Origin of the sequence: Treponema sp. J25, from assembly GCF_004343725.1 — a bacterium.
Classification (GTDB): Bacteria; Spirochaetota; Spirochaetia; order Treponematales; family Breznakiellaceae; genus J25.
The window spans coordinates 1-19,138 of the sequence record NZ_PTQW01000013.1 but is presented as its reverse complement, the minus strand read 5'-3'; the positions used below and the strand labels follow the sequence as shown (position 1 = coordinate 19,138).

General features: G+C 49.5%; 14 protein-coding genes. 5 read left to right on the top strand and 9 right to left on the bottom strand.

What is annotated here, in order from left to right; translation table 11 throughout:
• Window positions 1-85: 85 nt before the first annotated feature.
• Window positions 86-1,450, top strand: a complete 1,365-nt coding sequence (locus tag C5O22_RS04420) for an MATE family efflux transporter (RefSeq protein ID WP_243692865.1) — start codon at window positions 86-88, stop codon at window positions 1,448-1,450.
• Here the strand turns inward: C5O22_RS04420 and C5O22_RS04415 are convergent.
• Both C5O22_RS04415 and C5O22_RS04410 read right to left on the bottom strand, forming a co-directional pair.
• Entirely contained in the window at window positions 1,447-4,017 is a 2,571-nt protein-coding gene (locus tag C5O22_RS04415; RefSeq protein WP_132779990.1) for a B12-binding domain-containing radical SAM protein, read from the bottom strand. The two genes, C5O22_RS04420 and C5O22_RS04415, sit on opposite strands and share 4 nt — an antisense overlap.
• Window positions 4,014-4,235, bottom strand: coding sequence for a hypothetical protein (locus C5O22_RS04410; RefSeq protein WP_243692864.1), 222 nt, complete (start codon window positions 4,233-4,235; stop codon window positions 4,014-4,016). The genes C5O22_RS04415 and C5O22_RS04410 overlap by 4 nt, the downstream gene beginning before the upstream one ends.
• A gap of 44 nt (window positions 4,236-4,279) precedes the next feature.
• On the opposite strand from C5O22_RS04410, the gene ptsP reads away from it, so the two are divergent.
• The 4 genes from ptsP to C5O22_RS04390 all read left to right on the top strand — a co-directional run bounded on the left by ptsP (window position 4,280) and on the right by C5O22_RS04390 (window position 9,134).
• Complete coding sequence (gene ptsP, locus C5O22_RS04405; RefSeq protein ID WP_132779989.1) at window positions 4,280-6,022, top strand: phosphoenolpyruvate--protein phosphotransferase; 1,743 nt, start codon at window positions 4,280-4,282, stop codon at window positions 6,020-6,022.
• A 124-nt stretch (window positions 6,023-6,146) separates the two neighbouring features.
• Window positions 6,147-7,517: a ribosome biogenesis GTPase Der gene (gene der, locus C5O22_RS04400; RefSeq protein ID WP_132779988.1), complete on the top strand. Its 1,371-nt coding sequence runs from the start codon at window positions 6,147-6,149 to the stop codon at window positions 7,515-7,517.
• Window positions 7,518-7,525: 8 nt separating this feature from the next.
• Window positions 7,526-7,888, top strand: a complete 363-nt coding sequence (locus C5O22_RS04395) for a MerR family transcriptional regulator (RefSeq protein ID WP_132779987.1) — start codon at window positions 7,526-7,528, stop codon at window positions 7,886-7,888.
• On the top strand, window positions 7,845-9,134 hold the full coding sequence (locus tag C5O22_RS04390; RefSeq protein ID WP_132779986.1) for a small ribosomal subunit Rsm22 family protein: 1,290 nt from the start codon (window positions 7,845-7,847) through the stop codon (window positions 9,132-9,134). Before C5O22_RS04395 ends, C5O22_RS04390 begins: the two co-directional genes overlap by 44 nt.
• A 154-nt stretch (window positions 9,135-9,288) precedes the next feature.
• Here C5O22_RS04390 and C5O22_RS04385 read toward each other — a convergent pair whose 3' ends face one another.
• The 7 genes from C5O22_RS04385 to C5O22_RS04355 form a co-directional block, all read right to left on the bottom strand.
• Window positions 9,289-10,473 carry a sugar ABC transporter permease gene (locus tag C5O22_RS04385; RefSeq protein ID WP_132779985.1) on the bottom strand — a complete coding sequence of 395 codons (1,185 nt, stop codon included), beginning with the start codon at window positions 10,471-10,473 and terminating at the stop codon, window positions 9,289-9,291.
• A 10-nt stretch (window positions 10,474-10,483) separates the two neighbouring features.
• Entirely contained in the window at window positions 10,484-12,010 is a 1,527-nt protein-coding gene (locus C5O22_RS04380; RefSeq protein WP_132779984.1) for a sugar ABC transporter ATP-binding protein, read from the bottom strand.
• 201 nt (window positions 12,011-12,211) lie between these two features.
• On the bottom strand, window positions 12,212-13,321 hold the full coding sequence (locus C5O22_RS04375; RefSeq protein WP_132779983.1) for a sugar ABC transporter substrate-binding protein: 1,110 nt from the start codon (window positions 13,319-13,321) through the stop codon (window positions 12,212-12,214).
• Between the two features lie 323 nt (window positions 13,322-13,644).
• Window positions 13,645-14,700 (bottom strand): substrate-binding domain-containing protein, encoded by a 1,056-nt coding sequence (locus C5O22_RS04370; RefSeq protein ID WP_132779982.1) that lies wholly within the window; start codon window positions 14,698-14,700, stop codon window positions 13,645-13,647.
• Window positions 14,690-16,264, bottom strand: coding sequence for a response regulator (locus C5O22_RS04365; RefSeq protein WP_132779981.1), 1,575 nt, complete (start codon window positions 16,262-16,264; stop codon window positions 14,690-14,692). The genes C5O22_RS04370 and C5O22_RS04365 overlap by 11 nt, the downstream gene beginning before the upstream one ends.
• Window positions 16,261-17,727: a sensor histidine kinase gene (locus C5O22_RS04360; RefSeq protein WP_132779980.1), complete on the bottom strand. Its 1,467-nt coding sequence runs from the start codon at window positions 17,725-17,727 to the stop codon at window positions 16,261-16,263. Before C5O22_RS04360 ends, C5O22_RS04365 begins: the two co-directional genes overlap by 4 nt.
• 4 nt (window positions 17,728-17,731) lie before the next feature.
• Window positions 17,732-18,736: a sugar ABC transporter substrate-binding protein gene (locus C5O22_RS04355; RefSeq protein ID WP_165910401.1), complete on the bottom strand. Its 1,005-nt coding sequence runs from the start codon at window positions 18,734-18,736 to the stop codon at window positions 17,732-17,734.
• Between the last annotated feature and the right edge of the window lie 402 nt (window positions 18,737-19,138).

The following is a 19,138-nucleotide window of genomic DNA, read 5'->3' as shown; positions in this document are numbered from 1 at the left end:
AAATAGAGGAGACAGGAAAATAAAAAAGGGACCTTGCCAGAAAAGATATAGCTTTGAGATGGGCTTTTTTGATAAAATACAACAAATGAAATTAAGCTTTATTCGTCGAGCCGGTGCCCAGGAAAGGGCTTCCCTTTCTCTGTTTGCGTTAACGGTGCCCATTGTTCTAGAAAATCTATTTAGGATTTTTATTTCTTCCATCGATATTTTTATGCTCAGCGGCTACTCCCAGGAAGCGGTGGCGGGGGTAGGAATTGTCAATCAGTACATCTTTTTTATTCAGCTTCTGTTTAACATTGTATGTATTGGGACCAGTATTGTTCTGGCCCAGTACCTGGGGGCTAAACGTCACACCGAAGCAAGCCAGGTGATTCAGGGAAGTATTCTGTTAGTGGGCGCCCTGGCCGGGGGATTGTTGATTCTTATTTTGGTGGGAGCGGGACCTCTCCTTTCTCTGTACAAAGCGGAGCCTGCAGTACGGTCCTATGCCATTACGTACTTAAAAATATTTGGCGGTTTTGGGTCTTTTTTTGTGGCCTTTAACATGTTGCAGGGAACGGTCCTTCGGGCCTATGGCTATACCCGGGATACCATGGTGGTCACCTTTATTGCAAATGGTATCAATGTGATTGGGAATGCCATCTCCCTGTATGGGCCCTTTGGCTTGCCCATTTTAGGGGTAACCGGCGTTGCCGCTTCATCGGTTATCTCCCAGATAGCAGCCTGTGGTATTCTTGCCTGGAGAATTAGACAGTATCCAGAAGTACGGTTCCGTCTTTCCCACTGGAGAAATATTCCCTCTTCTATATTCAAGACGATTATTCAAATAGGGCTCCCTTCGGCGGGGGAATCTCTTTCCTATAATGTGGCCCAGATTGTGATTATGGCCCTGATAACCACCTTTGGTACGGCCGCTGTTTCGTCGGTGGTATATGCCCAGACTATCGTCCGGTTTGTGTTTATCCTTCCTATGTCAATTGGCGCGGGGGTTCAAATAAAGGTAGGATACCTGGTAGGTGCTAAGAAGTTTGAAGAGGCCTATAACCGTCTGTATCGCTATCAACTGATAGGTACGGTTATTGCGATGGGGATTATTACCCTTCTCCAGTTTGTAAAAAAGCCGATAATCACCATTTTCACCCACGACCCGGCGATTTTAGCCACCACAAGTACGCTGTTACTGTATTCGTACTACATTGAATTTGGCCGTTCTATCAACCTTATTACTATCTCTGCGCTTAAAGGAGCAGGGGACGTCCGTTTCCCCGTGGGGTACGGCATATTCTCTATGTGGTGCATCATGGTGTTAGGGGCCTATCTTTTTGGGTACAAAGCAGGATTAGGCCTTGTGGCGGTATGGCTTGCTATCGGAACCGATGAAACCCTCCGGGGCCTGGTAATGCTGGGACGCTGGAAGAGTAAGCGGTGGATGGAAAAACGGCTTACCTAGCGGTCTTCTGGAATGTTCTCGGGCGCTTCCTTGGGAGCCGGGTAGAAGATAAGGCCCCCTTCCCTTAAGGTTCGATATATGCGGGATAGCTCCGAAGGTTCGGCGAGGGAAGTCAGGTGCTGAAGTAGTTCTTTCCTGGATATGGTCCGGGGGGTGTGGGCGCGGGAAAGAAGGCTGTGAAGTGTTGCCAGGGGGGTGTCTTTTTGGCTTCCAGGATTTTTCCGTCCGTCCCGGGGAGAAAGACGGAGGTGGTATGCTTGATAGCGGTACCACCACCGAAGTTCCTGCGGGCCGCCCGATGGGTCGGCGAAAAGAAGGGGCTCGCTTCCCAGAAAAAGGCCCCATTCTCTGGCCTCCTGCGCAGGGCCGGAACTGGCAGCGACGGAGGAGTTGGGCTGGGCTTCCCCAGCCCTGGCCTGAGAAAATTGGGGTGCCCCCGGCGGGCTCTGTTTTTGTAGGGCCGCAACAACTTCAAGGTCCTGGAAGGAACCCTTTGCTTGAGAAGCATGGGTGCCCGCAGGAGACCAGCGATTTTTTGCTTCTTCTTTTGTAAGATATTCCTGTAGTAAGCCGGGTACCCGCTCTGGTTCCACCTGTGGGCGGGGAACCTTAAACGAAAAATACCGGGTCACCGGTATATCTGTTTTCCCCTTCATCCAGTCATGGAGCATGGTATCCAGGGGGATGGTGTACCTGTTGAATCGTTCTTCCCCTTCGAAGGGAATATCGTTATCCGCAAAATAGTCGGATGGAGTTGGCCCTTCCCGGAGTACTAAATCAGGATGTCTGCCCTGGCATTTTTCCCGATAAAAACGGGAATGGCGGGTAAGCACGAATTTATGCCAGAAGGCCGAGTCTAAGAGCCCCTCCGCAAAGAGTTGCCGGAGCAATTCTGCCGAATCGATGATGTCCTGATCTTCCTGGTCCCAGTACCCGTAGATTAGATAGGCATGGGTTAAAATGCCCGATTCTTTAAAAGCTGCACAGGACGCAACCACCTCTTTGAGGGTGATGCCCTTCCCCATCCGCTTAAAGCCCCGCTCGGTGGCCACTTCTATCCCTCCGGAGACCCCTACGAGACCTCCTGCGGCAAGAAGGGCCGCCACATCCCGGGTAAAATCCCTTTCGAAACGGATATTCCCCCAAAAAAAGAGGGGGCTCCCTGCGGCCAGGTTCAGCTCTGCCAGGCGGATTAACGCAGAGACCGGGGCCGCTTCGTCTACCAGGTGAATGCCCCGAATGCCGGTTTTATGGGCCTGTTTCAGGAAATGCTGGAAAAACGCTTCGATGTTCACCGGCTGGTAGCTTCGAATATAATCGAGCTGTACATCGCAGAAGCCACAGGCATGCCAGTAGCAGCCGTGGGCCAGATAGGCCTTAAGCCACTTGCCCTCTGTCCAGAGACGGTGCATCGGGTTAGTATCATCTACCGGAGTGATGTACCGGGAAAAATCTATTCCCCCATAATCGGGGAAACAAAGGGCGGTCTTTGTTTTTTCGAGATGGGAAACTTCACCAGAGGAAGGGTGGTTTTGCGAGCCCTCGGTGCCGCTGGGGCCCTGTGGGCCGTCCGTACCACCCGTTCTTCCTGGGACCGCCACAAAAGAGGACTCCTTTAAACCAGAAAGAATCTTTTTTTCTGTATCACAATACATGGTTTTATAGAGAAGAGGGGGAACTTGTTCATGTCTCTTTTTTTGCCGAACCCGGGAGAGTACCTGGGTGAGTGCCCCGTATCCCCGGTCAAAGCAGAGAAAATCGATATACTCAAAGAAGCGGGCCGCCTGGATGTGGCGAAGTTCGGTGTTTACATAACCTCCGCCGGCCACGACGGGAAGGTCCTTCCCAAAATAGGCCTTTGCTGAGCGGGCGCAGGAGAGGGCTCCCACAAGACAGCCCGGGAAGGGAATCGTAAGACCCAACAATTCGGGTCTTGCAAGGGCGGTCCATCGTCGTTGTAAAAAAGGCTCGTAAAAAGAGCGAATTATATATCCTGAAAGCCCTTTCTCTACTTCCTGAAAGGAACGGATGCTGGCCGTAAGTTGATCCCCATACTTAACAAGAGAAAAAGAAGGGTCCAGGACTACCTGAATGAAATCTGCCAGATCTGCCAGCATCTGACTTGCCACGTGCTTCGCTTCGTCGGGTAACACCGTCCCTTCCCGGTCTGCAATAAAGGCGGCTGTTCGTGGTCCCCAGGGGAGGGTCCCATTGGCAAGGGTAAGCCGATGGGCGAATTCGCTCCGGTTCCCCTGCAAAAACGCGATAAGATCATCGATCACATTAATCCATCGTTCTTTCTGAGACAGGAACGATCGGGCGGTCTCAAGGATGGGGGTATCTTTGAGGAGTGGGGCATGAGAAAAATCGGGCTGTTCTAATAAGGAACGGGCATCTTGAAAAATCCTGGTAAGCCCCCGGGAGCTAAAAATCTCAAGGAAAAGTTCTATAGAGTGATCCTCAACAATCACTTCCTCCCCTTCGTTTTGTAGAAAAGAGCGCAGGTAGTACAGAGAAGGATAGGGGGTGTTTAATTGCACAAAGGGTGGCTGAATAAGCAGTATCACTTGAGCCCTGCCTTGAGTTCAAAAGAGGGACAATGATGGCCGGTGGCAAGGAACACTTCCATAGAAGGAAGATTGCGGCTTTTAATACCGAACACCGTACAACTGCGAGGAAATGCGGGATCCCAGGAGACGCGGAAATGTACACATTTAAGACAATTGGGGGCCCGTTCTCCTCTCTGGGGGGATCCACTAGCCCCTTCCTGCATCGGATCAATCATAGTCGTTTGACAGTTTACTATCCTTTGCGGTATGCTTCAATATAATGAAAGAACTTACGGGAATCCCCGCTTCGCAGGGTGTGGCCATAGGGAAGGCCTTTTTATATGTAGATGATGTATTTTCTCAGATCCCCCGGTATTTTCTTTCGAAGGACGAACTGGACGCCGAGTGGAATCGGTTTCGAGAAGCGGTGATCGCCGCGGAGGTGGAAGTTCGGGAACTTCGTGATCGGGCCCAGCGAGAGATGGGAGAAGATCAGGCAAAAATCTTTGAAGCCCATCTTTTGATGCTGGCAGATGAAGATTTGCAGGAACAAATTCAGCATCGATTGCACGCAAGTCAGTTCAACATAGAATGGGTGCTCTGGGAAATTTCCCGGGAGCTTACACAGAAATTATCCGCCTCCACCGATCCCTATCTTAAAGAACGGGCGGTAGACATTTATGATGTTTCCCGTCGATTGTTGCATCAACTTCTTTCCATAAAAAAGCTCAGTCTTTCGGATATCCAGGAAGAGGTGATATTGGTGACCCATAACCTTCTCCCCTCCGATGCCCTTACCATGAACAAGCGGTGGGTAAAAGGCATTGTGATGGACATGGGCGGCAATACGTCTCATACGGCGATTCTTGCCCGGGCCTTTGAAATCCCCGCGGTGCTTGGCCTTTCTACAGCGACAAGAGAAATAAACGATGGGGAACTCCTTATCGTCGATGGGACCGCGGGGAAGGTGCTGGTAAGTCCTGGTGTGCACATGCTGGAGCGGTACAAAAAGGTTACCCTCCAGCTAAAGAAAATCTCTGAAGAATTACAGCAATTGCGGGATTTGCCAGCTGAGACGAAGGATGGTCATCGGGTAAGCCTTAAGGTGAATATCGAAGTGCCGGAAGAGGCCGAGTTGGTGCACCGCTATGGGGCAGAGGGAATTGGACTCTATCGTTCGGAGTTCTTGTTCCTTACCCCGGGACAATCGGCGGATGAAGAAGAACAGTACCACGCCTATATCAAAGTAGTGGAGACAATGGAGGGGAAGCCTGTCACCATCCGGACCCTTGATGTGGGCGGAGACAAGATAATTCCGGACCTGCAATCAACAGAAGAAAAGAATCCCCTCCTGGGCTGGCGGGCTATTCGTTTCTGTCTTGCCCATCGGGAACTTTTTAAGAATCAACTGCGGGCCCTATTACGTTGTAGTGTCCATGGGAACCTCAGGATCATGTTTCCCATGATTTCGGGTATAGAGGAATTTGAAACCGCCCTTGAGGTGGTGGAAGAGGCAAAAAGGGAATGCCAGAAGAAGGGGGCCCCCTACTCAGAGGACATTCAAATTGGCGCCATGATAGAAATTCCCTCTGCGGCTATGACCGCCGATATCCTGGCCCGGCGGGCGGCCTTTTTTTCGATTGGGACGAATGACCTGGTACAGTATTCCCTTGCGGCAGATCGGGGGAATGAACGGGTGGCCTATCTTGCCCAGCCCTTTCATCCTGCGGTGCTTCGGTTTATTAAACAGACCATCGATGCGGCCCATCAGGCGGGGATCCCCGCGGCCATGTGTGGCGAATTAGCGGGGAATGTGCGGGCTACGGCGCTCCTGTTGGGTCTTGGGTTAGATGAATTTAGTATGTCCGGCTCGTCGATTCCCCTGGTAAAACAGATAATCCGGGGAACGACTAAAAGGGACTGCGAAACCTTGGCGACTCAAGCCCTTGCCTGTTCTTCCTATGTAGAGGTGAATCGTCTGGTAAACGATTGGATGAAAGAGCATTTTCCCAATCTTTCCTGATGGTATGTAGTGATTTGGGCTGGTTGAAAACCCCTGACCGACATTATAGTCTAAAAGCGTAATCCAAAAGAGTAAGAAAAAACGAATATAACGCAAAACCATTCTAGAAGATATTGAGGAAACTATGGAGTTCGATGTAACCGTGCGCTATACCAATGTCCCCACCGTGGTATTAGTGGGGCGTCCCAATGTGGGAAAATCGACCCTTTTTAATCGTCTTTTAAAGCAACGGCGGGCTATCACGGACCCAACGCCGGGGGTTACCCGGGATCCTGTGGAAGTGCAAACCTTTATTGCTGGTTGTCCCCTCCGACTTGTGGATACGGGTGGGTTCAAATTGGAACGGGAGGTGCTGGAAGACCTGGTGGTTCAGAAAACCCTGGAAATGGTACAGCGGGCGGATCTCATTGTTCTTGTGATGGAAGCCGGGGAAATTACTACCGAAGACGAAGAATTCATTGAGCATCTACGGCCCTATTGGAACAAGATGATTGTGGCGGTAAATAAAACCGAAGGGGGGCGCCGGGCCAGCGAGGCGTGGAACCTTCTTTCCTATGGTTTTAAGGAACTCTACCTCGTATCAGCGGAACATGGGGACCACATCCGAGAGCTGGAAGAGGCTATCGTAAAGCATCTGGATTTTTCGCGGGTCACCGTGGAAGACGCAGCCGGCTTGCGGCAAATCAAAATAGCCATTGTAGGGAAGCCTAACACGGGGAAATCCACCCTTTCTAATCGGCTTACGGGGACTGAAGCTTCTATTGTTAGCGATATTCCGGGTACTACCCGGGATGTGGTGGAAGGAGAATTTTCCTATAAGAATCATCATTTTGTGGTGTTAGATACGGCGGGGATTAGAAAAAAGAATCGAATAAAGGAAGATATAGAATACTATTCGGTTAAACGGGCGATTAAAGCTCTGGATGAGGCGGATATTGTTTTCTTACTGATTGATGCCCAGGAAGGACTGACTGACCAGGATAAAAAGATCGCCGCTTTAGCCCATGAGCGGGGGCGGGGAATCATTTTTGTGCTTAATAAGTGGGATACCATGCCGAAGGTAAAAAACGCCTTTGAGGCTACGGTGGATAGGATCCACTTTTTCTTTGGCCAGATGAGCTATGCCCCTATTGTGCCTATCAGTGCGAAGGAAGGGACAGGGATCGATAAACTCCTGGAGACGGCCCTGCGGATGTATGGCCAGCTCCACAAAACAGTGGAAACGGGGGCCCTTAATCAGGCCCTTCAGCGCTGGCTCGAGGAATATCCGCCCCCGGTGGGTCCCAAAACCCACTTTAAGATTCGCTATGCGGTGCAGACCTCTGCAAATCCGGTGAAATTTGTATTTTTTGTTTCCCGCCCCCAGGTGGTTAGCGCTGCCTATCAAACCTATCTGCAGAATAAAATCCGCAAGGATTTAGGATATTCCATGATTCCCATTCAGATAGAACTGCGGCCCAGCAGAAAAGAATGGACCCAGCGAGATCGGGGATAAGGGGTGTCATGGCCTCCTATTCTATTGGGGATGTGGAAAAAATTCTTCAGGTAAAGGCCCATGTGCTTCGTTACTGGGAACGGGAAATTCCCCTGATTCAACCCCGAAAGGATATCAACGGCCGGCGGATCTATTCTTCCCGGGATGTGCGGATCCTTTTACGGCTTAAGCACCTTTTGTACCAAAAGCGATATACTATCGAAGGGGCCCGAGAAGAATTATTGCGAGAACTTTCTGGCCCAACCCAGGACCTTTTGGCCCAGGTGGATGAGATCCGTTCAGAACTGTTACAAATTTTTATGATGGTCCATAAGTGGACAAAGGACGATGATGAACCTCTTTCCCCCACTGACAGCACAACAGAACCATGATTTGGATCTTCTGCTTCGTGTTATTGAGAAGGCTCTTCCTTTGCCGGCCAGGTTCAAAGAAGAACTTCCCCGCCATGTGGCAGAACTTTCTGCCTTGCTAACCCGGGATCGTTCGGAGCGAGAGGGCGGGTATTTAGGAAGGCCCCACCTCCAATCGGCCTATCTCCGATATTTTTTGCCCTGGAATGTGTTCCGCTTGGTTAAATTACTGTCTGCCCTTCCTCTTTCTTTCCAGGAAGAAGATACCATCATCGATTATGGGGCGGGGCCCCTTACGTTTACCCTGGCATTATGGATTGCCCGGCCGGAACTGCGAACCATGTCCCTTCATATCAAGTGTATTGATCATACCCCCTCTATTATGGAGGCGGGGAAAAAAGTTTTTACCGCATTGGTCCACGCCACCTTAGGGCCCCAGGATGGCACCTCTGATGTGGCGGTCCTTCCCTGGCACATTCATACGATAAAAGGTGGATTGGATGTGCCACTGAAGGGGCCTACCCCGGCGTTAGTCTGTGCGATAAATGTGTACAACGAATTGTTCTGGAAAAAAGCCGAGGATGCCCCGGTATTGGCGCAGAGAGAAAGTCGGCGGCTCCATGGGCTTTGTGCCAGAAATGGGAGTATCCTTGTGGTGGAGCCGGGCATTCCCCGGTCAGGCCATTTCTGTAGTTTGTTGCGGGAAAACTTTATTCAGAGGGGGCGGTCTATCCTTGCACCATGTCTCCATAGGGAAGATTGCCCTATGCCCGGGCCCCCTCGCCAGAAGTGGTGTCACTTTGCCTTTGATACCGCGGAAGTTCCTACCGCTCTCAAGGATCTGTCCAGGAAGGCCCATATCCCAAAGGAACGGGCCACCATGAGCTTTATCTTCGCAGGGCCTGTGGACCTCGCCAGTCAGATAGCCCTTAACGAAGCAAGCAACGTCCCTAATACGTTGAAAGAGAGCCCCCACTCTTCTCGGGATTTGCAGGGAGGCGGGAAGAAAGGTTTCCCCCTCCGCTCTTTTTCCTCCTCTTCTTTACCCATCCGGGTGATCTCCGATGCCTTTTCTCTGGGGCCCGGTCTTTTGGGGCGCTACGGTTGTGCTTCCTGTGGCCTCGTGTTAGTCAGAGGCACTCCGGCATCGATGGCCGCCTATACTTCGGGGAACCGCCTGGATGCTTCCCCGGCCATGATGAAAAAAGAGAGGGATCAAAAAACAGGGGCACCGGTAGTGTCCCTGGATGCTGCAAAAGGCCCGTGAGGCACTTTGTAAGGGCTGCTCTTATTTTTGTGCTCGTTTTTATGACAAGGGCCCCTCCCGGGGCCCTTGTGCTTTCATTTTTTCTCACCAATTGCTGGTATTCCTAATATGGGTAACCCCTTCTAGTATGCCCTTCTTAAATAAAATCTCGTACCTAGGATCTCCGCTTGCGGGATACCACATCGAATATGACGGCTCCTACGAGGACAATACCTCGGATAATATATTGAAGGGAAATGTCGGTACCCAGGAGGTTCATTCCATTCATGAGGGACATGTACACCAGGGCTCCTACCAGGGACCCCGTAATAGAACCAACCCCTCCGGCTGCAGAAACCCCTCCGATGTAACAGGCTGAAATGGCGTCCATTTCAAAGAGGGTTCCCGCCTGGGGGGTAGCCGATTTGAGCCGGGCCGTAAAAAGAATCCCCGAGAGGGCTGCTAGAAATCCCATGGAGGCAAACACAAAAAGGGTAATCCGTTTTACATTAATCCCTGACAGCTCTGCCGCCTCTGGATTGCCTCCAACCGCAAAGATATGACGCCCTAATATGGTTTTGCGGGTCATGAAGTCATAGACAAAGACCACCAGCATCATTATGACAAAGGTCCAGGAAAGACCGTTGTAACCGCTGAGAATCCAGGTGATATAAGCCAGAATGGCCAATACAAAAATAATCTGGAAGACAAATGCGGAAGGGGGAATAACTTCGAAATTGTATGCCTTTTTTCGTCGTCGGTTGGCTATCATCGAATATACCGCAAAGATAGCGACAATAAATCCGATAAGAAGGGTCGTTTTATGAATCCCTGGCAAGAACGTTTCCGAAGGAAATAGCTCTGGAATGTAGCCAGTTCCCAGTGCATTAAAGGATTCATTGGGGATAATGATAGTTCCCGTTGCGGCGGTGGTGAGCATGAGGGCACCCCGGTAGATAAGCCAACCTGCGAGGGAGGACACGAAAGCAGGAATACCAAGGATAGCCACTGGTGTCCCCGTAAGGAGTCCTGCGCCAGCTCCCAGAATGAGCACGAGAATAATGGTAAGCCATACAGGGAAATGGGCCTGGGTAAGGAGGACCGCTGCTACGGCTCCCAGAAATCCCGCAAGGAATCCTACCGAAAGATCGATATGACGGATTACGATAATCAACGTCATCCCTACAGCAAGAACCGCGATGTATCCTGTCTGATTGAGTAAATTTGCAATATTCCTGGAAGAAAGAAAGTTCCCTCGACTTAAAATATTAAATATTACCGCAATGACTACGAATGCAATGTACATTGAATAGTTTCGGATATTGTTTTTAATCATGAGTCGTAATTCTTTATATGCCATCCTGTTCCTCCTAGTACTGGGTTGCCAGTTCCATGACTTTTTCCTGGGTAGCCTCTTCCCGAGAAAGTTCCCCTGTTATGTGCCCATTTGCTACGACGTAAACCCGATCGCTCATGCCGAGTACCTCGGGTAACTCGCTGGATATCATCAAAATGCTCATACCCTGGCTAACTAATTTATTGATGATGGTGTAGATTTCGTACTTGGCTCCCACATCGATCCCTCGCGTAGGTTCATCAAGAATAAGTAAACTGGGATTTACAAAGAGCCATTTTGCCACGGAGACTTTTTGCTGATTCCCTCCCGAAAGATTCAAGACAAGCTGTTGAATACTGGGAGTTTTAATCGTGAGGTTTTTTACGTACTCGTTGGCCACCTGGATTTCTTTTTCGTCAATAACCACCCCCTGGCGAGATGCAACTCCGTCCAAGTTTGCCATGGTGATGTTAGAGCGAATCGGTTGAATAAGGACGAGCCCATTCTTCTTACGGTCTTCGCTTGCGTATGCAAGGCCTGCTTTTATAGCCTGTTGAGGGTGGGTAAACCGTTCTTTTTTCCCTTTAAAAATGAGTTCTCCTTCAATAATGTAGCCATCAGGATTTCCAAAGAGACTTCGGGCTAATTCGGTCCGTCCAGATCCCACCAGGCCTGCCAGACCCACCACTTCTCCCTTTCGAACATAAAAATTTACATCCCTTAAAACGGGACGTCCTAATTTGGGATCAAAGGCGTTCCAGTGCCGAACCTCCAGAACCTTTTCGTCGGTGTAGGATCGTTCTCGGGGTGGATAGATGTTTTCAATGGAACGACCGACCATGTGTTTAATAAGCACCTGTTCGTTTACGGTATCCTTGTGTCGGTCCAGGGTGCAGATGGTTCGTCCATCCCGTAAAACCGTAATGGTATCGGCTATGCTGAGTACTTCTTTTAATTTGTGGGAAATCATGATACAGGTCACCCCCTGACTCTTGAGTTCCCGGATTATGTTCAGGAGGTTTTCGCAGTCATCTTCGTTAAGAGCTGCGGTGGGTTCGTCAAGGATCAGGAGTTTCACGTTGCGGCTCAGGGCTTTTGCAATTTCCACAAGTTGTTGTTTGCCAATGCCGAGGTCCTTTATTTTAGTCGTAGGGGATACTTTAAGATGTACCCGTTTCAGGAGTTCCTCTGTTTCGCGGATCATTTCGTACATATCGATGGTCAGCCCCCGGGTTTTTTCATGGCCCAGCATGACGTTCTCGTACACCATCATTTCGGGCACCAGGGCGAGCTCCTGATAAATGATACCGATTCCCGCTTCTTCACTATCGTGAATGTGATTGAATTTTACTTCCCTTCCTTCAAAAAAGATCTGGCCCTGAAATTCTGAGTGGGGATATACGCCACTTAGAATTTTCATCAGCGTCGATTTTCCTGCCCCATTTTCTCCGACCAAACAATGAATTTCTCCTTGTTTGACCGAGAACGTGACATCACTTAACGCCCGGACCCCAGGGAAGGTTTTCACGATATTTTTCATTTCCAGTATGTATCCGCTCATGGGCTTCTACCTGCTTTATATAAAATGTAAAACACAAGAAGGGGCCTTACCAGGTCCCTTCCCTCACTTTTTTCGATGAAAGATTGTGTTCTGCCAGTCTCAGCGGCTCCCATATTTTGGGAGCCCTATGAAAAGGCTGAGCGGGGAGTATTGTTCTCCTCCGCTCGCCTTTTTTAAGACCGGTGCCTACCGCTTATAGAATTATTTAAGCCCTGTGAACTTGTCAGCCGGCCAGTACCCGGAATCCACAATTTCTTTCTTTACGTTTTCCTTGGTTACCGTAATGATTGCGGTCGGCTTTGCAGGGACATCCTTCTTGCCGTTGTTGTAGTACGCAGTAACGGGAGGAGTCTGGCCCTTCATGTAAGCTACTGCCGCGTTAATAGCATCTTTTACAAGGGTGCGAACATCCTTAAGCACCGTCATGGATTGCTTCCCATCGATGATGTACTGGATAGAAGCGATTTCCGCATCCTGACCGGTGATGTAGTACTTGGTAACGGCCTTATCAGCTGCAAAGGCATCGGCTATGGCCCGGGCGGTTCCGTCGTTGGGCGCGCAGATATATACGGTTCCCTTCGCTTCAGGACCGACGGCGGTAAGGTTAGCTTCGGCCTTGCTTTTCGCATCGTTAAAGTTCCAGTTGGTTGTGGTCTGTCCAATGATCTGGGCCATTTCGTCCCGGGTGAGCTTTGCCTTGTCCTTCAGAGCTACCGCTTTATCGGAATTGCGGACGATGTAGGTTCCATCGGCGATCTTGGGCTGCAGTTCGCTCCAGGCTCCTTCAAAGAAGATGAAGGCGTTGTTATCAGAGGCCGCACCAGTATAAATATAGAGGTTGTTCCCCTTGGAACCGGCAGGAACCTGCTGATTCAGGTACTTACCCCAGGCGGCGCCAACCTGGAAACTATCAAAGGTGACGTAGTAATCCACCGCGGTGGTATCGCGGATAAGTCGGTCGTAGGAGATAACCTTTACCCCAGCCTTAGCAGCCGCTTCGGCGGCGGCAGCAGCAGCGGTTCCGTCATGGGGGCAAATGATGAGTACTTTAATCCCTTCGCTGATAAGGGCTTCCACGTTGGCCTTTTCTTTTGCCGAATCTCCCTGGCTAAAGAGAACCTTTGCACTAAATCCAGCGGCCTTAAGGGCGTCCATAAAGCGGGTCTGATCCTGGATCCAGCGGGGCTCATCCTTGGTGGGAAGAACAATCCCTACCTGGGTTTTACCGGCTTCGCCCTGTCCACTGGCAAATACACCGCCGATAACCGCTACAGAAAGTAGTGCAATGAACAATCCACGGACGAGTTTCATTGCTTCCTCCTAATAAGAACTTTTTCCCATGGCAAAAAACCATGGGGCAAGAGTACGGAACCCTTACCAGAATAGGATTTTCCAATAGGTTTTTTATTTTGTAATCAGGAAAGATGTAGCTTAAAAAAGGAAAGATTTAATCATTGTTCTTTTTCTATAAAATAGCACAAATCGATACAAAAGGATGGTTAAAAAAATCCAGATGGGTGGCCATGAAGGGCAGTATAAACGTCTTTTGAATTCGCCCTCATGGGCTTTTTTATTGAGAAGCTTCCCCTGGTTCCCTTTTTATCAAGGAAAGGTGTTATGGAGGTCTATCCTGTCTACTTCACCTTTAGCACGTTACGAAAAACCTCTTCGTAGCGATGGAAACCGTCTTTGATCACCGTTTCCGCCAGGCGTTCTCGGGTAACCATGATAGGTTCCAGTCTAAAATAGGGGACCTGATAGGTACCATCAGAGATTTTTAGTTCCGTGGTAATGGGCTCTTTTTTAGCAAGCATCACCGCAAAGGCCGCGGCCCGCAGGGCCAGGGGTTCAATAGGCTTGTAGATGGTTCCATATTGACTTCCCTCGGCGATCCGCTGACAGGCCGATAGTTCCGCATCCTGCCCAAAAACCTTTGTATAGGGGATGCGGCGGTTCTCGGATAAAAGAGAAATAACTGTTTCGGCGAGCATGTCATTCCCACAGAGGACCACATCGAGGGGAGTATCTTTTAATTCGGCTAAAAGCTGTTCAAAGCGGGGTTTTACCTCATCGCTAATCCAATCGTTGGGCCAGATCTCTGCCACAAGACGGATTTCTCCTGTAGCAATGCGAGGGTCAAGGACGCTATGAAAGCCCCGGTTAATCATGTACGAATTGTTATCCGTGACAGCTCCATTGATAATAACGTAGTTCCCCCGTGGCGCTACCGCCACGGCGCTTTCTGCCATAAGGGAGCCAACCCGTTCGTTATCAAAAGAGATGTAGAGATCTACGTTGGCATTGTGCACGAGTCGATCATAGCTAATGACCGGAATTCTTTTTCGTTTTACCTGCTTTACTACCTCCGACAGTTTTTCCGCATCGTTCGGAATGAGTACCAGTACGTCGATGCCCGATTGGGCGAGCTCTTTTACCTGTTGGATTTGGGTGCTTGCGTCCTGGTTTGCTACCCGCAGGAGTACTTCGGCGTTTAAATCCTGGGCTGCCCGGACAAAACTATCCATGTCGCGGCGCCATCGTTCTACCACGAGGGAATCCAGGGCAAGACCAATCCGGGGCTTTCGGTTCTCTCTAGAAGCGTCGGAGCGCTGGCACGTTGTTAAAAGACCGACCCCGCAAGTGACTATACAACAAAAAAACAAAAATCCCCGCACCTTTTTAGGTCCCATGTGCTTCCTCCCTTTTTGTTTCCCCGTACTCTCGGGGAGTCATACCGGTGTAATTCTTAAAGAGTCGAGCAAAATAATTGGGGTCCTGATATCCACAGGCCTGACTGATTTCTTTTATTGAAAGGTCCCCTTCTTGCAAGAGTTCCTTCGCCCGTTTAAGGCGAATTTCTATTAAGGTTCGGGCAAAGCCCTGACCTACTTCTTCGGAGAGCATGCGGGATACGGTGACGGGTGAAAGATCCATGAGGTCAGCTACCGATTCAAGGCTGATCGGTTCCTGATAGTGCTCTTCTAAGTATTGAAGGATTTTCCGAACCGTCGGTGAATATTCCCGACGTACATGAACTTCTTGAAGAAGTTTTTGGAATTGGGTATGACACCAGGTGCCTAGTTCCTGAAAGAGCCCCTTCTGATAGAGAGAAAAAAGACCTTCTAAAGAAAGGAGGGCGTGCCCCCGTTCCCGCGGAATGGTCCCTTCTTGAATAGCCTCGGTAATCCCATAGGTTAAGAGACTTACCAATCGATACAATCCCAGGGGACTCATAGTGTGATATTTTTGAAGATTGATGATAATTTCCTCAAACTGTTTTTGGGCAACCGTCCAGTAGTGGTGGCTGATAGCTTCATAGTATTCGTGGTCCAATACCCAGGGCCACAATTCATCTGGTTTGCTTTCGCCCGTATACTCATCGGAGGAAGAGGGTCCTTGAGGACTTTGTAAAAATTCGTTCCACACCCTTTGCCACAGGCGATCCACCTCGGCAAGAGGACCCGGAGAGCCGATAAGCATCTGAATTTCCCCGGTGGCAAGGGGACCTGCCAATTCTTTTTTGATAGGTTCTACCAATGACTGTAGGGGTGTTTCGTTGCTATTCGGAAGGGGAATGAAAAAAGGAGCGTATCGCTGATGGACCAGGGGGCCCAGGATAGCGGTTGTTTTATACTGAATAGTATGGGAAGCCTGGATGTACAGTTCTCCTGTGCTATGAGAAATAGCAGGAAGAAAGTACAGAATTCCCACTGCCCCATGAGTACACGATAGGTGGAATACAGAAAGAAAGGCCTTAAGGTCCTGAGGACTCAAATGTCCTTCCAGAAGATGATTAAAGAAGGCTTCTCGCACATACTCGGCAAACTGTTGTTCCCGTTCCAGAAAGGCAAGCTCCTTTTCTTCTATTAAACTGAGCCGCTCAAGGAATAAGCTTGCTGACCGAAGGGCTATTTCAAGGCGTTCCCGGGAAATAGGTTTCAGTACGTAATCGCATACGCCGAGCCGGAGGGCCTCTCGGGCAATATCAAAACGTTCATAGGCGGTAATCAGCACAAAGGCTTTGGTTCCACCGCTTTGGGAAATACTGCGAATCGCCTCAAGACCATTGATGCCGGGCATCTGAACATCGATAAGAATAATATCGGGATTCAGTTCCCGGGCCTTCTCTATGGCCTCCCGTCCATTGTGGGCATCCCCTACCACCAGGTATTCCTGAGAAAAGTAGCGTTTTATGAGAAGTTCCAGCGCACTAATAATAGGACTTTCGTCATCTACAATAAGAACCCGTCTCATGGCAGTGTCTCCTGGGGAATAGAGATTACGATACGGGTGCCCTTTTCGGGGGCGCTTTCTATGGTGATGTTCTCTTTACCTCCGGTGTATAGATGGAGCCGCCGAATGACATTATGCAGCCCAATATGGTCATAGGAAAGCACTCCCTCCGCTTGTGCGGCCGCCAGGGCTTTTTCGATGGTTGTCTGGTCCATTCCTTTCCCCGTATCACGTACTTCGTATTGTAACAGGTGTTGTTCTGTCCATACCCGAATGAAAACGGTCCCTCCCTGTTCTACATCATGGAGCCCGTGAGCAATGGCATTTTCAATAAGGGGTTGTAAAATCATGGCGGGGCTTTCTCGGGCCAGGGCTGCTTCATCAACCTGTATGTCAAAAAGGTAGCGGTCTTTAAATCGAAGTTTTAAAAGCCAGATGTATTTTTGGGCGCAATCTACTTCTTCTGAAACCAGAACCATACGGTTTGTGGGCTTTAAAGCATATCGAATAAAGTCGGCCAGTTTTTCCAGGAACTCCGCGGTAATTTCATCCTCTTGAGAAAGGGCAAGTTGCCACCCTGCCGAAAGGGTATTGTACAAGAAATGGGGGTTTATCTGAGATTGAAGGGCCAGCAGTTCCGCATCTTTCAATTTATGTTGATAGTCCAGAACCTGCATCTGTTGTTCAAAGAGCTGGCGTTCCAATTCTGCCTTGTTCCGTAATTCTGCAAAGGCCTCTAAAATACTTCGTTGCATATTGCGAAAGGCCTGATTGAGGGTGCCAATCTCATCATCCCCCGTATAGGTATCTATTTCTATATCGTATGCTCCCCGGCTGATGGCTTCCACCGCGCCGGAAAGTTTTTCCAGCGGTTCGGTGATGATATGCGAATATCGGAGCGTAAAGGTGGTGCTCAAAATAAAGGAAATGAAAATGAGCAGGAGGTTGAGGGAAACAATGAGCCCCATGTTTTGTTCGTATTTCGAAAATGATTGCAGGGCCCGTTCAAGATACAGGCCATTCAATTTTTCAAGAATAAAGGTGATGCTGTTTTCGCTTCGCTTTGCCTCTTCGTAGGCGGCTACGTAGGTGGTAACGTCCCGGCCCCGTTTTGCTTGAACCGCCTGTTCACTGTAGGTGAGATAGTTTTCTATAAGTAAAAGGAGGTCCCGTTCCAGTAAGAGGAGGCGATCCTCCCGGATGTCCCGGTTTAATTGGTTCTGGAATTCTAAAAGACGGGAACTGGTTTTAATGTATTCCTTCAGAGACTCGGAATTCTTGGCCTGTAAGTACTCAGTGAGATGTTGTTGGGTTTTTTTAAGGTCCTCATCTATCGTTTTAAGGAGCACATTTTTGCTAAAAAGGATTTGCACGCTCTTTACCAATTCCATGGTGGAAAACGTGGTATAAAGGGTTACCAGTCCAAGCACAAAAATAATCACTATAGAGTTGGAAACGATTCGGTTGCGAAAATGGTGCTTCATAGCGCTAGTTCCCGTGCCGCTTTATGTTAGTGGTAACCCGGAGGATTTCCCCTTGATACGTGCCCTTTTTTATAGAGGTAAGGGTTTCTATGGCAAGGGTGCCCATCCGGAAGGCATCTCGAACCAGGGTTACCGCCACAACTCCTTTTTCCAGGAGCCGGGTTATTTCTTCGTTTTCATCGGCGCCGATGATAAGGATTTTGCCCACCAGCCCCCGATCGATAAGGACCTGGGCGGCCCCGATGGTGCTGCGAGCGCTGGTACAGAGGATCGCGTTAATTTCCGGGTGATCCTGCAAAAGGCGGGAGGCCGCTCCTTCTCCTGCCAGAATGTTTTCTTCTTCTCGTTCGGTGGCGATGATACGGCCATAGCCCGTTTCTTGAATGGCCTCCAGGGCGCCCCGCAAGAAGGGGTCCTCCTGGATAATCTCGCTGGAACGGGAGGGGAGGATAATACCGAGGCGGGCGTGAGTTCCCAGAGTCTGGAGCGCCTGGATTGTGGCGGCTTTTCCATGGGAGGCCGAATCGCTGGTTATGAATCGGGCTTCTGGGAGAGGGGGCACATCCATGGCCACGCCAACAAAGGGAATATCCTTTGCTCTGGCCTGGTTAATAAAATCTCCAATGTTCATTCCGGCGGGGAAAAACATTATGATCCCCTCGGGCTTTACCCTGAGGGCAATCTCAAAATAGCGATAGGCCTCAGGGCTTAGGGGCACGGTAGATACGGTGGAACCCATGTCGTAGGTGAAAAACTGGAGCGCCTGGTGATATTTTTCTGCGGTGCTCTGGATCCCCTTATACAGGTTTGCGATAAACGGATCGCTCGGTTGGGGAAGGATCCCAATGATAAGGTGATCGTACTTTTTTACCGAAGAAGGGTTTAACAAAATCGTTTTGGTAAGTTCTTCCCGGCTGGTACTGATAAAATAGATATTCAAAAGGCTTGCCCCTATAAGGAGCACTCCAAAAAGGAGTACCACGAGAAGGCTCAGTCGATCATGGCGCATATCAAGGTATTGTATCATCCCCTCTGGTAGTTGTCATCGGTGCTTTTTCCCTTGGCATGGTATGTAAAAATACGTGGCCTCCCCAGGGCAACCCATCATCCAACGGATAGAGATAGGCCCCGGGGTACCATGTCTGTTTACAGAACACAAATTTTTAAATCCAAGGTTGACAGCCGGATAGACTGAAATTACAATTTCGAATGTAGGTGTGGCAAAGAGTGCTGATTGGGTGTGCTCTGCCAGAATGGCAGTCACCTAAATTAGCTATGATATGAGATGACCTAAGGCTAAGGCGGCGAAGGTTACTGTGTCTGTTTACATACCATAGTTGTTTGGTAAATCATTAACAAGCAGTGACTAGATTGTCATGCTGACTTATTTAAAGGCACCTCTAAAAACTCG

Excerpts from the sequence above, each read along its gene's own strand:
- C5O22_RS04420 (WP_243692865.1), top strand. The coding sequence starts at position 86 with ATGAAATTAAGCTTTATTCGTCGAGCCGGTGCCCAGGAAAGGGCTTCC.
- C5O22_RS04410 (WP_243692864.1), bottom strand. The coding sequence starts at position 4,235 with ATGATTGATCCGATGCAGGAAGGGGCTAGTGGATCCCCCCAGAGAGGA.
- ptsP (WP_132779989.1), top strand. The coding sequence starts at position 4,280 with ATGAAAGAACTTACGGGAATCCCCGCTTCGCAGGGTGTGGCCATAGGG.
- der (WP_132779988.1), top strand. The coding sequence starts at position 6,147 with ATGGAGTTCGATGTAACCGTGCGCTATACCAATGTCCCCACCGTGGTA.
- C5O22_RS04395 (WP_132779987.1), top strand. The coding sequence starts at position 7,526 with ATGGCCTCCTATTCTATTGGGGATGTGGAAAAAATTCTTCAGGTAAAG.
- C5O22_RS04390 (WP_132779986.1), top strand. The coding sequence starts at position 7,845 with ATGATGAACCTCTTTCCCCCACTGACAGCACAACAGAACCATGATTTG.
- C5O22_RS04385 (WP_132779985.1), bottom strand. The coding sequence starts at position 10,473 with ATGGCATATAAAGAATTACGACTCATGATTAAAAACAATATCCGAAAC.
- C5O22_RS04380 (WP_132779984.1), bottom strand. The coding sequence starts at position 12,010 with ATGAGCGGATACATACTGGAAATGAAAAATATCGTGAAAACCTTCCCT.
- C5O22_RS04375 (WP_132779983.1), bottom strand. The coding sequence starts at position 13,321 with ATGAAACTCGTCCGTGGATTGTTCATTGCACTACTTTCTGTAGCGGTT.
- C5O22_RS04370 (WP_132779982.1), bottom strand. The coding sequence starts at position 14,700 with ATGGGACCTAAAAAGGTGCGGGGATTTTTGTTTTTTTGTTGTATAGTC.
- C5O22_RS04365 (WP_132779981.1), bottom strand. The coding sequence starts at position 16,264 with ATGAGACGGGTTCTTATTGTAGATGACGAAAGTCCTATTATTAGTGCG.
- C5O22_RS04360 (WP_132779980.1), bottom strand. The coding sequence starts at position 17,727 with ATGAAGCACCATTTTCGCAACCGAATCGTTTCCAACTCTATAGTGATT.
- C5O22_RS04355 (WP_165910401.1), bottom strand. The coding sequence starts at position 18,736 with ATGCGCCATGATCGACTGAGCCTTCTCGTGGTACTCCTTTTTGGAGTG.